Here is a 13,236-nt window from a genome sequence, read left to right as displayed (position 1 = left end):
CTGCGAGCAGCGCAACACAGAATCAGGCCCCAAGGATGGGTGCTCAGTGCCTGTTAGGACTGATCAGCACCTGCTGATGCAGATGTCGTGCAAGACCATGCGGCCATGCCGGATAGGTAGCGCCGCAGGCGATCGCGGCCGCGGAATCCCCGGTGCCGCGATCAATATCGCCGCCGAACCGATTGCGCCCACAGCAAGAACCGCGACGATCGCCGAACGCAGTAGTTTGCCGTCGTCGCGCGGCATCGCCACGACGGCCATCGGTTCATTGGAGGGGGCCGGGGACATGGCCTGGATGTGGGTATGCCCAGGCGCTCCCTCTTCGGTCGATGGCGTCGAGAACACCGACTGCACATGCACATGCGTGGCAGGGCCGGCGCTCATGATGGTGATACCGCCCTGGAGAATGATGCCCAAGGCGAGAAGGAGGCCAGCGAGGGCTGCGACGCGGTTCCCCGTCCGCGCCGGACCAAGTGCAATCGTGTTCACAACGCCCTCGATCCCGGCAATGCCCGGTTCGCTTAGCTGGCTCGATGATCTCTAGCCCGTACACACGATGCTACCGATCACAGATAGGCGGCGTCGCGCCGATCGGCCAGGTCGGTAGCTCGCGATGTCTCGGATCGCCCGCCATGCGGCGCCGTAACAACCATTTCTCCGCGGTTGACCACCACGCAGCAGGCAGCTAGCCGAGAATGAAGAAGGCCTGATTGGTCGCGGCGTACGCGGTGTCGTAGTCGACCGCGGTCAACGCGTCGACCGCACCAACCCGGTCGACCTTCTGCCAGTCGACTCCATCACGACTGCGCCAGGCGTCGCCGCTGGCATCGATGCCCCACAGAGCGTCGCCTGCGCCGGCCAGCAGCACCAGCGTGGGACTGTCGACTGCCGCCGCAAAGGACTGGGCACCATCCGTGCTGCGCATCAAGCCGTCCGGGGTCAAAGCCCAGACAGCCGCGGTTGTCATAGCCAGGGCATAGGCATCAACGGATGCTCCTCGCGTCCAGTTGTAACCGGCGTCCGTGGACACCGCCAGACCCTCGGCGCCGTCGAAACCGACGAGAAGACGTCCGTCGGACGCCAAGGCGTGGAAGTCCGTTTGTCCACCCAGCGAACGGTCGGACCAGGTGGTGCCGCCGTCGTTGCTACCCCGCAGCCCAAGCGGATTCGGGGCGTCGCTCGATACGCCGGGATGGCCGGAGGAATAGAGGGTGTCGGTGCCGGGTACTCCTGTAAGGCCCATGAAATCGTCGTCCGAGTCCCCGACCCGAGAGGTACCGCCCGCTGAGTCGAGGGCGTAGAGACCGGTGTGGGTACCGGCCAATACGGTTCCATCGGCGCGGACATGAAGTCCGTGCACATGGGTGAGCGCAGTATCCAACGCCACTGCCGGGGCGGTGGCGGGCTCCGGCGTTGTCGGCTGTCCCGCCCCTGAACAGCCGACAAGAACGAGTGCGGCCGCCGACAGTATTGAGACAGTGACACGGGTGCGTGGGACACGGGTGCGGGGCATCGACGAACTCGTTTCGTGTTCGGAGGGGCGGTGGACATGCAACCACATACGCAGCTGAACCGGAGACGACGATACCGGTGACCCGGCCCGGTGGCCGGGCCCCGTGATCAAGGCCTACGTGTGGCCGGCTGCGATCGAGTCTGCGTGGCCGGGCTCGACCTTCGCGGCCCTCAGGTGTCCCGAACGCTCGAGCCTGTGCAGTGCCGTGGCGCAGCCCACGCCGATGGCGATCAACATCACCCAGATCACCGAGCCCATCTGCGCTGCCTGCAGGCTCCCGAACACCGCGCCGGTCCCGAGGTTGCCCAGCAGGATCCCGATCCCGACGACGGTTTGGTAGAACCCGTAATGAGTGGCGACCAACCGCCCACCCGACAGCGCGACAACGGTGTCCATCTCGAACGGAAACACCGCCGCGGTACCCACCGCCAACAGCCCAGCCGACAACAGCAGAGCCACCACCGCGGCAGTCACCCCCAACGGCGACGTCCCGGGAACGATTGCCAACGGCGCGAAGCCAACTGCCATGACGGACATGCCGATCACCAAGCTGCGCTGCGGCCCCCATAATTTCGAGAACCAGGCGGTGATCCGCATCTGCCCAGCGATGGCCACCAGCGACGAGATGACGAAGATCGAGGTCACCAGAGCAGTCGACGACGCAGCCCCGGTGATGACGGCAGCCTGCAGAGGCAGCGCCAAATAGATCTGGAACAACAGAACGTACGACCCGACCATCGCCACAGCGAACAGCACGAACGGCCGATTCGTTGCCACCGTCCGCCAATCGTGCAGCACCCGGTTCGGCTGATGGACATCATCGACCCGTGCAGCCGGCAACGCCCAGATCTGCGTGATCGTCAACGCGGTGAACACCCCCGCCGCCACCAAGCAGGTGATACGGAAATCCAACGTCGTCAGTGCCAGCCCGACCAGCGGGCCGAGCAGGATTCCGGCCTGGTAGAAGACGTTGAACACGGCAAACGCCTCGACCCGTCGGGGTCCGGCGTCGGCAGCGAGGTAGGCACGAACGGCAGGGTTGAACAGTGCACCGGCGAACCCAGTGGCGGCCGAGGCCACCAGGATCGCCGGCAACGACTGGACAACGGCCAGCAGCCCGAACCCAGCCACCCGCAGAAGGCAACCCGCAACGATGAGCGGCTTGTACCCCAACCGGTCGGCGAGCGTGCCCCCGACCAGGAACAGGCCCTGCTGGGAGAAGTTCCGGACACCGAGCACCAGCCCGACCGCCCATGCCGCCAGCCCGATCGAACCCGACAGATAACCCGCCAGGTACGGCATCAGCATGTAGAAGCCGATATTGATGGAGAACTGGTTGACCATCAACACCCGGCTGGCACGGTCGAAGCTGCGGAACTCGGCCACCAGGCGTCTCATGACAGATCCTTGGGAGCGACCACGGTCGTACAACGTGTCCAGGACCTGACGACCCGTTCGGTCGGGTGCGCAATGACATCCGGCGCTCTGGGGGCGTCGATACCGAAGAGTCCGTGCTCGGCGCAGTAGCTGTCGTTGTAGACGCTGTCGAAGTACCGATCGGGACCGTCGGGGAAGATCGCGGCAATCCGGGTGCCCTCGTCGCTGGTACGGGCGACCCACCCCGCCACCAGCGCCACCGCACCCACACTCCAGCCGCCACTGGCGTGATGACAGGTCGCGGCCAAGGCCCGGCACGACCACACCGCTTCCGGCGGCGCCACCCAGTGCACCTCGTCGAAGGCCGCATAGTCCACGTTGCTCGGATAGATGCTCGAACCGAGCCCACGCATCAGCCGCGACCCCGCGGGCTGGCCGAAGATCGTCGAACCCACCGTATCGACCCCGACCAGCTTCAACCCCGGGTTGACCCGGCGCAGCCCACGCGCCACCCCGGCAGAATGACCCCCCGTGCCCACCGAACAAACCAGAGTGTCGATCCGGCCGAGCTGAGCGATCAGTTCAGTAGCGAGCGGCTCGTAACCCGCAACATTGTCAGGGTTGGTGTACTGGTCCGGACACCACGACCCGGCATACAAGTCGAGAAGTTCACGCACTTTCTCACGGCGGGCCTGCTGCCAACCGCCGACCCGATGAGGCTCCGTGACCACGACAACGGTCGCCCCATAGGCCGACAGCATCCGGTGGATGATCGGTTCCATACCCGGATCGGTCACCACCGTGACCGGATGATGGTGCACGATGCCGGCCAGCGCCAATCCCAGACCGAGAGTGCCGCTGGTGGATTCGATGATCATCGCACCCGGAGCAAGGTCACCACGCGCCCGGGCACACTCGACCATGTGCAGGGCAGGGCGGTCCTTCATACCACCCGGGTTACAGCCTTCGAGTTTCGCCCAAAATCCGCGACCATCACGGGCGAAAGGAGCACCGATCCACAGGACCGGTGTATTACCGACCAACCTGCCCGGTTGCGCGGACCCACCACACGCCAAAGGGTCCGAGCAACGGTCAGGAAGAGCAGACGCGAGAAGAGAGGATGCACAGTTCATGATGGGGTGATCCCTACATTTCGTCAGTACGGGGTGATCTGTGCACGCCTGATTGCGCAGCTGCGCAATGCGAAGCCAGATCCCAAAGACGGGTGCTCAGTGCCTGTTAGGACTGATCAGCACCTGCTGATGCAGATGTCGTTCAAGACATCCACCTTTAGCTGATAGGTAGCGCCCCATGCGGTGGTGGTCGCGGACTCGCCGGTTCCGCAACCACCACCGCCGCCGAACGGATTGGGTCCTCAGCGAAACCAGCGACCATCGGCAAACGCGGTGAATTGTCGGCGTTGCGCGGGACCGCGATGATGTACAGCGGTTCATCGAAGCGATCCGGCGGCGCGGCTTGGATGTGCGCCCGCCCAGGCGCTCCGTCCTCGGTCAATGGCGTCAATGGCGTCGAGGAAGCCGACAGCACATGCACATGCACGTCAGGTCCGGCGCTGGCAGTGGTGATACCCCACTGGAGAATGACGCTGAGGACGAGGAGGACGCCCGCGAGGACTGCGACGCGGTACCTCCGCGCCGGACCATGTACAACCGTGTTCACAACGCCCTCGATCCCGGCAATGCCCGGTTCGCTTCGCTGGCTAAACACTTCTAGCCCGTTCTCACGATGGTACCTATCGCGGATAGGTGGTGCAGCGCCGATCGGCCAGGCGGGTAGTGCTCGCGAAGCTAACCGGCGTGGTACGCCCAGGCGGGCTCCGGTACTCGAGCTTTCCCTGCGATCCTCGTGGCAACGCGTTCACGGCATCGGCGTAGGCAAATCCATGATCGGCCAGCGGGATGAACAATGTTCCGTACCGCCATCAATGCACTGGCGGGGCCTGTGTGTGGCCTCAGCGCCGACCCTTCCTGGCAACGTTGCCGACAGCGACAATGGTGGCGATCGCCCACACGACCGCTACGCCGGCCATGAACCAGTTGGGAGTGATGGCGGCGGCGATGAGGACGACGATCCCCGCGAAGATCGACGCCACTATGCCAGTGTCGTTCAGGTGCGTCTTGATGGTCCTGCTCCTACAACATCTGGGTCGAATATGTCGGTCGGCAACAAATCTCGGACAATCTACCGGGTGTCACGTACGACCAGCGGTATCGAGGGCTCCCCTGCTCTCGGCTGCGCCGAGAGCGACTGAGGCCCGGGCCAGTCCATCAAGACAAGACCGGGCCTCAGTTCGTCAGCTACTCGATGATCCGTCGCCAGCGAGCGATCCCAGGCTGCCGGTGATGGAACCCACGGCCGAGGTGCTACCGAGTTCGAGGTATGGCCCCACGCTGCCGATTCCGCCGGGAACAACCAAGACCTGAACTGCCAATTCCGTCAAAGGCAAGCCGGTGCACTCGCCGACGAGTGCGTACACGCCGTCCTCGACTTTGCCGACGCTTTCCCACGTGTTCTTCCTCAAGATGTAGGGGATGAACACCTCCCTGTCACCCTCGAGGCTGCCGGAGACCGAGCCGGACTCCATCATGAGTTCGGCGAGGTCGTCCACACGAAACAGGGTCGGGGAGCAGGTTCCGCGAAAGTCCTCCGGGGGAACGACCTGAACCGTGACTTTGCCGTCTTTCACGGTCGCCTCCATTTTCGGGGCGGTATCCAGTACCCCGAGGGAATCGGTGTCCCAGACACCCAGGGACCCCATGTCGAATCCGAACACGTAGCCCGTGTCTTCCCCCGAACCGAGTGAGCTGGACCCCATAGATTGGGCCGACGCGGTTGCGGGGGTGGCAACCGCAACCGTACCGATCATCGCAGCCGAGGCGGCGACTCCTGCGGCGAGCTTCTTCATGCCGCTAACTTCCATGTTCTTTTTACCCTCTATTCTCTCTGGACCAGATCTGGATGAGCCGGTCTCGTAGGTGATGGTGGTCTCTTCTGTGGGATGTCGGATAGAGCAACTGCCAGCTGAACTACCCACCTCCGGCCGGCAGCCGCGTTGCCACGATGATGCGGGAACAGCGTTGTGCGAGTGTCGCATTCGGACCGATGGTGTGGCAGAGCGCTGAGGTTATCGAGGTGCGAAGGTGCTGTTGGCGCCGCTAGTCACCCTGGAAGTACTCTGGGTCCGGAACGTAGATCGCCTCATTCACAAATCCCCCTCGACACGACTCGGTCTCCCCCGCCACCCGATACTTCCGACGTCTTGACACCCTATCCGGTTCCAGTCATGTGAATTGCCCGCCCTCCCGGGGCTCGCCCAAAGCAGACGAGGGGCGGTCCTCCGCTTCCGGGAAACCGCCTCCACCACGCTCGATCTCGGTCGGGCTAACAGGATTTGAACCTGCGACCACTTGCGGCCAGTCAGAGAAGATGGGGCTCTGACCAGAGCCCTGAGCGATCTTGCTGCCTGGCGGCTCTCGGTCGCCGCTGTTCGAGCACGGCGTCACCCAGTGTGCGTGGTTCGGAAGGTCTCAAAGGCACACTCGAGCTAGCGGTCTGATGAGGCCTGCTCAGGATGAGCCGCCGCTCTACCCTGCCGCCCCTCTCGCAACCCAGGCGCGAACCGCGTCGGCGGATGCTCCCATTCGGCGTCCGGCTTCCTGCTACGAAACACCGGTTTCGGCGAGGTTGGCGAGTTGCGTGATGAGTCGAAATCCCCCACGGCAGAAGGTGTGGTTTGCCCCCAAACCGGGCGTCGTAGCGCCGAAGGTGAACCGGAATTCTTTTACGGACAGCGCCTTCCATGCCCAGTTCCGGACAAGATCCATCCAGATCCATCCGACTACGACGGACACTGCACGCCTTTGCCTCGCCTTCGGGGAATGCTGGCGTTACGAGGACCGCTGCGGGACCCCAACATGCGCTCGAGAGCCGTTCGGATCACCCCCACTTTTGGAGATGCGCCTCATCTCTGAGTTGGTTCCGCAGCGTCTCGAACTCCTTGTCACTGTCGAGATCGAGCCCGCGAACCCAACGTTGCTGGTCGGCAGTAGCGGTGAAGTCTTCGTGCATCTTCCACTTGCCTTCGATGCCGAATTGGAAGCGGTGGCAGGTGTACTCGATGACCGGGTGATAGGTGACATGGTGCGGGATGATCGAAGTAGTCGCTCCAAGACTTGCTTGGATGAGGGCGATTCGGTACTCGGAGCGGAGCCCGAGGAAATCGAACGATGAGGGGTTTCCGACGATCCGCAGGAATATCGGCCGCATCCGGTCTTTCGTGTGCTTGCGCACCTGGCACGCCGCATCCGTTTCGGGATAGAGGTTCTCCGAGATAGTTTCGCTGAACAGCTGGTAGTCGTAAAGGACTTTGCTTGCTGGTGCTTCGGGCTCTTGTTCCCCGTTGTCGTCGTAGGTGCCGAAGTCGTGCACGGTGGGTTCGCGGAACAGCCTGATCAAGAGGTCGTCACGCTTGGCGTAGACAGCAGCGAAACTCGCGGTCATGAGCGCCAACCATGCGGGGTAGTGCAACATGCGCTGCCAATCAGGGCCGAAACGTCCGCCGGAGAGGTGTGGGCAGGCGCGCATGAGCTGTTCGATGACCCAGATCCAGAGATCATCGTGGTCTCGGGTGTTGTCGAGGATGATGCCGTGTGCGAGCAGATGGTTGATGATGTCGACGTGTGCGGAGAGGCCGTCGAGTTCCCTTCCCCAGTCGACCTCGTTCGTCTCCGGTGACAGCGGACGTTCGCTCAGGATGTCGCGCAGGCGCAGGATCTCCTGGTCGAACAGGTCCCGTAGATCGAGTCGTCGGACGGGGTCGGGCAGGCAACGCTTGAGTTGCCCGACCGCGAAGTCGAGCGTGAGCGGCGGGTTGGCCATCCGGTCGAGGGTGCCGAGGCGTTCGGCGAGTGTGGTGAAGAACCGATCGGCGTCGGTGATCGGGACGATCATGCCGCGGCGCTGGCCGATCAGTTCGTTGGCATTGCCGCCGAGGTCACCGCGGGTGGCCCAGTAGAGCGGATATCGTCGGGCCGGTGCACGTCTGATGGCGTCGACAAGTGCGGTGTCCCAGTCTGCGGACCATCCACACACAAGGAGTCCGTACTCGTCGAAGACCTGGTCGAGTAGCCCATCCAAATCTTGGTGGTATCCGGCGAGTTCGTCGGCGGTATTGAGCACGTCGATGCGGCTGTAGTCGCCGTGAACCTTGATGACGGTACAAGCGCTGTGCCGTAGGGCTTCTGATCCTTCAATCGCACTCGGCGTCGCGATCACCTGATAGGGGGCTCCGATCTCGTCGAGCGCCTTCTCGATCAGGTCGTCGAAGTTGGTCGTGACAACGACCCGAACTGTGCCGCGCTTGACGAGTTGGGCGATCGCCTGGTGAGCGGCCGCCGGCACCTTCCGGCCTGCCTCGAGATCCTCCGCGGTGGGGAGGAAGAACGGTTCGAGGACGCGCCGCCGTTCGGCTGCAGTCAGGGTAGAGGCTTCGAGCACACTGTCATATCCGAGTTCGATACCGGGGTGCGTTGTGTTCCACCACGTCTCGACGTCGAAGTCGCTCCCCAGGGCCCTGCCGGGAGTCGCTACCGCTGCCATCTTGCGGACCAGTGCCTGAATGACGTCCCAGCCCGTCGCGACGCCCGAACCCACCGAGATCCCGGAACCCACGAGCAGCGCGTACACGCCGGGACTTGAATGCATCGACAGAGCAAGCCTCTCGCTGGCGTTGTACGGAGACGGAGGTGAAGTGGTCACGAAGTAACTCTAGGCATCCCAGGAGTCTTCACGCCGCCACGCCGCTCGGTGCCGCTTTCAATGTCGCGCCAACGTGGAAGATGTTGGGGCGTTTCATCGTCCAGAGGTGAGTCAGCGTGCGGCGACCTGGGCGAACATTCGCCGCACCGTCGCCTCGGAGGCCCCTACGCGCGGGCGTTGGCGCCGACGATGAGCGCCCAGGCGTAGGCCATGAACTCGCCGCAGCCTGCGCGGCCCGTTTCGGTGCTCATCAGGCCACCGCCCGGGCGCCGAAAGTCTTCCACGCGCGGGCGTCGAAGAAGAGGTTCGACCCGAGTTGCTGCAGATCAAATCGTGGACAGAGGCGATCGGATCGGAGTTGGGAGTCTTCGGCCATGCTCCGGGGGTGTTAGCGCACGCGCCGGAGATCAATTTTCGGTTTGTCGATCAGGGGTCTCGCACACCAATCCGGTCCGGGTGGGGCGCAATCTGCTACTTGCCGGCTGGTGGCTCTATCGCCGATTCCTCGGGCTCTTGCGGGACCCAGCGGGACGCTCCGGAAACGGAGAATCCCCAGGTGAAACAGTGTCTCACCTGGGGATTCTCGGTCGGGCTGACAGGATTTGAACCTGCGACCACTTGACCCCCAGTCAAGTGCGCTACCAAGCTGCGCCACAGCCCGTCCACGCCCCTCGGGCGCCTCAAGAGATTACAACAGCGGCGCTCGGGAAGGCGAATCGCCTGGTCAGCGTGTCCCGCGACTGGTTGGGGGTAGCACAGCGGGCGGTAGGTCAGCGATTCTTGCGGACTCGCTTCTCCCGCACGCGCACTGAGATGCGCACTGGGCTGCCGTCGAACCCGAACTCCTCACGCAGGCGGCGCTCGAGGAAGCGGCGGTAGCCGGCCTCGAGGAAGCCCGTGGTGAAGAGCACGAAGGTCGGCGGGCGTGTGCCGGCTTGGGTCGCGAACATGATGCGCGGCAAACGCCCGCCACGCATCGGCGGCGGCGTCGCCGCCACCACCTCCTTGAGCCACGTGTTGAGGCGCCCGGTCGGGATGCGCTTGTCCCACGACTCCAGCGCTGTCTCGATCGCAGGCACCAGCTTCTGGACAGCCCGCCCGGTCTGCGCGGAGATGTTGACCCGCTGTGCCCACGGAACGCGGACCAGTTCGCGGTCCACTTCCTTCTCGAGCACGTAGCGGCGATCCTCGTCGACCAGATCCCACTTGTTGAACGCGAGGACCAGCGCCCGGCCGGCGTCCGCCACCATTGACAGGACCCGCAGGTCCTGCTCGGTGATCGGCTGCGCCGCGTCGATCAGGAGGATCGCGACCTCTGCAGCCTCGATCGCAGACTTGGTGCGCAGCGACGCATAGAACTCGTGCCCGCTGGCATGGCTCACTTTCCTTCGCAGGCCCGCCGTGTCCACGAACCGCCAGACCTTACCGCCGAGTTCGACGAGGGAGTCCACAGGGTCGACAGTGGTGCCTGCCACATCGTGCACCACCGACCGCTCATCGCCCGACAGCTTGTTGAGCAGGCTCGACTTCCCGACATTGGGTTTGCCGACCAGCGCCACCCGGCGTGGCCCACCGCCGGTTCCTTCGCGCGGGGTCTCCGGAAGCACCGACAGGACGTCGTCCAGGAGGTCGCCGGCGCCGCGGCCGTGCGTGGCACTGACCATGCGCGGCTCCCCCAGACCGAGCGACCACAGTGCTGCCGCTTCGGCCTCGGTGCGGGCATCGTCGACCTTGTTCGCAACCAGGATGACGGGTGTCTTGGACCGGCGCAGAACCCTGGCGGCCGCCTCGTCCGTAGCGGTCGCGCCGACGACGGCGTCGACGACGAGCAGAACGGCGTCGGCGGTCCGCATCGCTTGCTCGGCCTGACGCGCCACCGACTGCTGCAGCCCCTTCGCGTCGGGTTCCCAGCCGCCGGTGTCCTGGACGGTGAACCGGCGTCCGGCCCAGGTCGCGTCGTAAGAGACGCGGTCCCGTGTCACGCCCGGGAAGTCCTCGACGACCGCTTCACGGCGACCGATGATCCGGTTGACCAGCGTCGACTTGCCGACATTGGGTCGGCCGACGACAGCGACCACGGGGACCGCGAGATGCTCCTCCGCATCGTCGCCATCGATGAATTCGGCTAGATCCCAGTCAGATTCTTCGATCCAGGTGCCGTCACCGGCGAACCCGCCATCGGCCAGGTCGCTCACAACATCGTCGGTCACCGCACTGCTCCAGTTCTGTCGCTGACCACTAGCAGCAGTCTGCCGATCACGTCTTCGATGCCCAATTCACTCGTGTCGACCGTCACCGAGTCCTCCGCCGGACGCATCGGCGATACCGCTCGGGTGGAGTCGAGGTGGTCACGTCTCTGTACGTCGGCGAGGACGGCGTCGAAGTCACCGTCGCGGCCCTCTGCAAGGTCTTGGGCGTGGCGCCGCAACGCCCGCGCCTCCGCGGAGGCCGTGAGGAAAATCTTGACGTCCGCATCCGGTAGCACGACGGTTCCGATGTCGCGGCCCTCGACGACGATCCGCTCGGCCTCTTCGGCGATCCGCCGCTGCAGGTCCACGAGGAACGTTCGCACGTCGGGTACCGCCGACACCGCGGAGACGGCACGCGTGACTTCCGCGCCGCGGATCTCGGCGGTGACGTCCTCACCGTCGAGTTGCACCCCGGCGTGCTCGGGATCGGTCCCGATGGTCAGCGGCAGCGATGCAGTCACCTCCGCCACGGCGGCCGGATCGGCGAGGTCGACGCCCTGACGCAAGACGTGAAGCGTCGCAATCCGGTACATGGCACCGGTGTCTAGGTAGCGGGCACCGAGCCGTGCCGCCAGCCGGCGGGACACACTGGACTTCCCCGTGCCCGACGGTCCATCGATCGCGACGACCAGTGCGCCCTCGTTCGCCGCGCTCACAGGCCGACCGCCCCGTACAGGCCGCCCACCTCGTGGCGGCCGAGCACCCGCAGGGTTCCGGGCCGCTGGTCGCCGAGCGCGACCGCACCGATGTCGGTGCGGACCAAGCGAATCACCGGATGCCCGACAGCCTCGAGCAAGCGGCGCACGATGTGCTTGCGTCCCTCGTGCAGCACGACCTTCACCAGCGACTTGCCCTCGCTGATGTCGAGCAGTGCGAACGAGTCCACCTTTGCGGGCCCGTCATCGAGTTCGACACCAGATTTGAGGGTCTTGCCGACGCTGCGACCCACGACGCCCTGCACCGTTGCCAGGTACGTCTTGGACACCTCGTATGAAGGGTGCATCAGGCGGTGTGCCAGATCCCCGTCGTTCGTCAGCAGCAAGAGCCCCTCGGTGTCGGCGTCGAGACGTCCGACGTGGAACAGGCGCTGGCCTGCGGCGACGCGCTCGGAGACGATGTCGCCGACGCACGGGCGCCCCAGATCGTCGGACATCGTGGACTGCCATCCGCGCGGCTTGTTCAGCGCGAGATGAACCAGATCCTCCTTGACGACCACGCGGGTGCCGTCGACACGCACGACGGCGTTCTCGGGATCGATGCGCAGCCCTTGCTCGACGACGATCCGTCCGTCGACCTCGACGCGGCCCTGCGCGATGAGCTCTTCGGCGGCGCGGCGAGATGCGACACCGGCCTTGGCGAGAACCTTCTGCAGCCGGACGCCATCGCCCTGCACGACCGTGAGGTCACGGTCGACGGGTGTGTACTGGTGCTTTGCCGGTTTGGCGTTGCTGATCTTGGGGACGTGAGGTTGCAGCTGAGCACGTTGTGGTTTAGGCGCCTTCGGCTTGCCGTGCTTGTTCGTCTGCTTGTTCGTCGCTTTGTTCGTCTTCTTGCTCGATGCAGGGGTCGGTCGGGCAGTGCCGGGGGCACCCTCCCTGGCCTGCCTTCTTCTACGGTCCGGTATGCCATCACGGCGAGCGGGCTTGTTCACTTCTCGATCCCTGTCAGTCTTCTATGTCGATCTCGGGGTCCAGCGTGTCCGCCGACCCCAGTGAGGACGGAGTCGTCCCCATTCTCGCAAATCGTGGATCCGCTTCGAGACTCTCACTGATGTCGTCGATCACATCGACGTCCGGCAGCAGCGGCGCGAGCGGTGGCAGATCCTTCAGTGAGGCCAGCCCGAGGCGTTCGAGGAACAGTTCAGTGGTCGCATAGGTTGTCGCATTTGTCTCCGGATCTGGGCCGGCTTCGGTGATCAGACCGCGGGCCAGCAGCGTGCGGACGACGCCGTCGACGTTGACGCCGCGGACCGCGCTGATCCGAGCCCGAGTCAGCGGCTGCTGGTACGCGATCACTGCGAGCGTCTCGAGCGCCGCACGGGTCAGCTTCGACCGGGCTCCGTCGAGCAACAATCGTTCGACGTACCGGGCGTGGTCTGTGCGGGTGTAGAACCGCCAGCCATCCCCGGCAAACCGCAGGTCGATGCCGCTGCCGCGGGCAGTGAGGTCGTCGGACATCGTGCGCAGCATCGTCTCGACCCGCGCCTCGGATTCCCCGAGTGCAGACGCCAGCATCTCCGCAGACGCCGGGGCGTCGACGACAAGCAGCATGGACTCGAGTGCCGCCACCAGGCGATCGTCCGGCATCGGTGCAAACTCA

The 13,236-nt window shown here is 64.7% G+C and carries 11 protein-coding genes and 1 tRNA gene; all 12 read right to left on the bottom strand.

Translation table 11 applies throughout. From position 1 onward, the window contains the following. Positions 1–63: 63 nt before the first annotated feature. On the bottom strand, positions 64–489 hold the full coding sequence (lpqS, locus tag EF834_RS08355) for a putative copper homeostasis (lipo)protein LpqS (protein WP_127946777.1): 426 nt from the start codon (positions 487–489) through the stop codon (positions 64–66). A 196-nt stretch (positions 490–685) separates the two neighbouring features. Next, positions 686–1,513 carry a F510_1955 family glycosylhydrolase gene (locus EF834_RS08350; protein WP_127946776.1) on the bottom strand — a complete coding sequence of 276 codons (828 nt, stop codon included), beginning with the start codon at positions 1,511–1,513 and terminating at the stop codon, positions 686–688. 114 nt (positions 1,514–1,627) lie between these two features. Beyond that, the gene (locus EF834_RS08345; RefSeq protein WP_127946775.1) at positions 1,628–2,911 is read right to left on the bottom strand and encodes an MDR family MFS transporter; all 1,284 of its coding nucleotides are present in this window, start codon (positions 2,909–2,911) and stop codon (positions 1,628–1,630) included. Continuing rightward, positions 2,908–4,023, bottom strand: a complete 1,116-nt coding sequence (locus EF834_RS08340; RefSeq protein WP_127946774.1) for a PLP-dependent cysteine synthase family protein — start codon at positions 4,021–4,023, stop codon at positions 2,908–2,910. Before EF834_RS08340 ends, EF834_RS08345 begins: the two co-directional genes overlap by 4 nt. A gap of 839 nt (positions 4,024–4,862) precedes the next feature. Beyond that, a complete protein-coding gene (locus EF834_RS18180; RefSeq protein WP_164874098.1) occupies positions 4,863–5,003 on the bottom strand; it encodes a hypothetical protein in 141 nt (46 codons plus the stop codon). Between the two features lie 201 nt (positions 5,004–5,204). Continuing rightward, entirely contained in the window at positions 5,205–5,831 is a 627-nt protein-coding gene (locus tag EF834_RS08330) for a hypothetical protein (protein ID WP_164874097.1), read from the bottom strand. Positions 5,832–6,847: 1,016 nt separating this feature from the next. Further along, positions 6,848–8,668: an SIR2 family protein gene (locus tag EF834_RS08325; protein WP_127946771.1), complete on the bottom strand. Its 1,821-nt coding sequence runs from the start codon at positions 8,666–8,668 to the stop codon at positions 6,848–6,850. A gap of 587 nt (positions 8,669–9,255) precedes the next feature. Next, positions 9,256–9,329, bottom strand: a tRNA-Pro gene (locus EF834_RS08320). 109 nt (positions 9,330–9,438) lie between these two features. Then, positions 9,439–10,878: a ribosome biogenesis GTPase Der gene (gene der, locus EF834_RS08315; protein WP_127946770.1), complete on the bottom strand. Its 1,440-nt coding sequence runs from the start codon at positions 10,876–10,878 to the stop codon at positions 9,439–9,441. Next, positions 10,875–11,573: a (d)CMP kinase gene (cmk, locus tag EF834_RS08310; RefSeq protein WP_127946769.1), complete on the bottom strand. Its 699-nt coding sequence runs from the start codon at positions 11,571–11,573 to the stop codon at positions 10,875–10,877. The genes der and cmk overlap by 4 nt, the downstream gene beginning before the upstream one ends. Continuing rightward, on the bottom strand, positions 11,570–12,568 hold the full coding sequence (locus EF834_RS08305) for a pseudouridine synthase (protein ID WP_127946768.1): 999 nt from the start codon (positions 12,566–12,568) through the stop codon (positions 11,570–11,572). The genes cmk and EF834_RS08305 overlap by 4 nt, the downstream gene beginning before the upstream one ends. A gap of 13 nt (positions 12,569–12,581) precedes the next feature. Then, positions 12,582–13,223, bottom strand: a complete 642-nt coding sequence (scpB, locus tag EF834_RS08300) for an SMC-Scp complex subunit ScpB (protein WP_235871114.1) — start codon at positions 13,221–13,223, stop codon at positions 12,582–12,584. Positions 13,224–13,236: the final 13 nt, after the last annotated feature.

The sequence above is a fragment of the Rhodococcus spongiicola genome (genome assembly GCF_004011835.1).
In the GTDB taxonomy this organism is placed as follows: domain Bacteria; phylum Actinomycetota; class Actinomycetes; order Mycobacteriales; family Mycobacteriaceae; genus Prescottella; species Prescottella spongiicola.
Note: the sequence above shows the minus strand (reverse complement) of the source record. Positions and strands in the feature narration are given on the sequence as shown.

Excerpts from the sequence above, each read along its gene's own strand:
- EF834_RS08345 (WP_127946775.1), bottom strand. The coding sequence starts at position 2,911 with ATGAGACGCCTGGTGGCCGAGTTCCGCAGCTTCGACCGTGCCAGCCGG.
- EF834_RS08350 (WP_127946776.1), bottom strand. The coding sequence starts at position 1,513 with ATGCCCCGCACCCGTGTCCCACGCACCCGTGTCACTGTCTCAATACTG.
- EF834_RS08340 (WP_127946774.1), bottom strand. The coding sequence starts at position 4,023 with ATGAACTGTGCATCCTCTCTTCTCGCGTCTGCTCTTCCTGACCGTTGC.
- scpB (WP_235871114.1), bottom strand. The coding sequence starts at position 13,223 with ATGCCGGACGATCGCCTGGTGGCGGCACTCGAGTCCATGCTGCTTGTC.
- EF834_RS08330 (WP_164874097.1), bottom strand. The coding sequence starts at position 5,831 with ATGGAAGTTAGCGGCATGAAGAAGCTCGCCGCAGGAGTCGCCGCCTCG.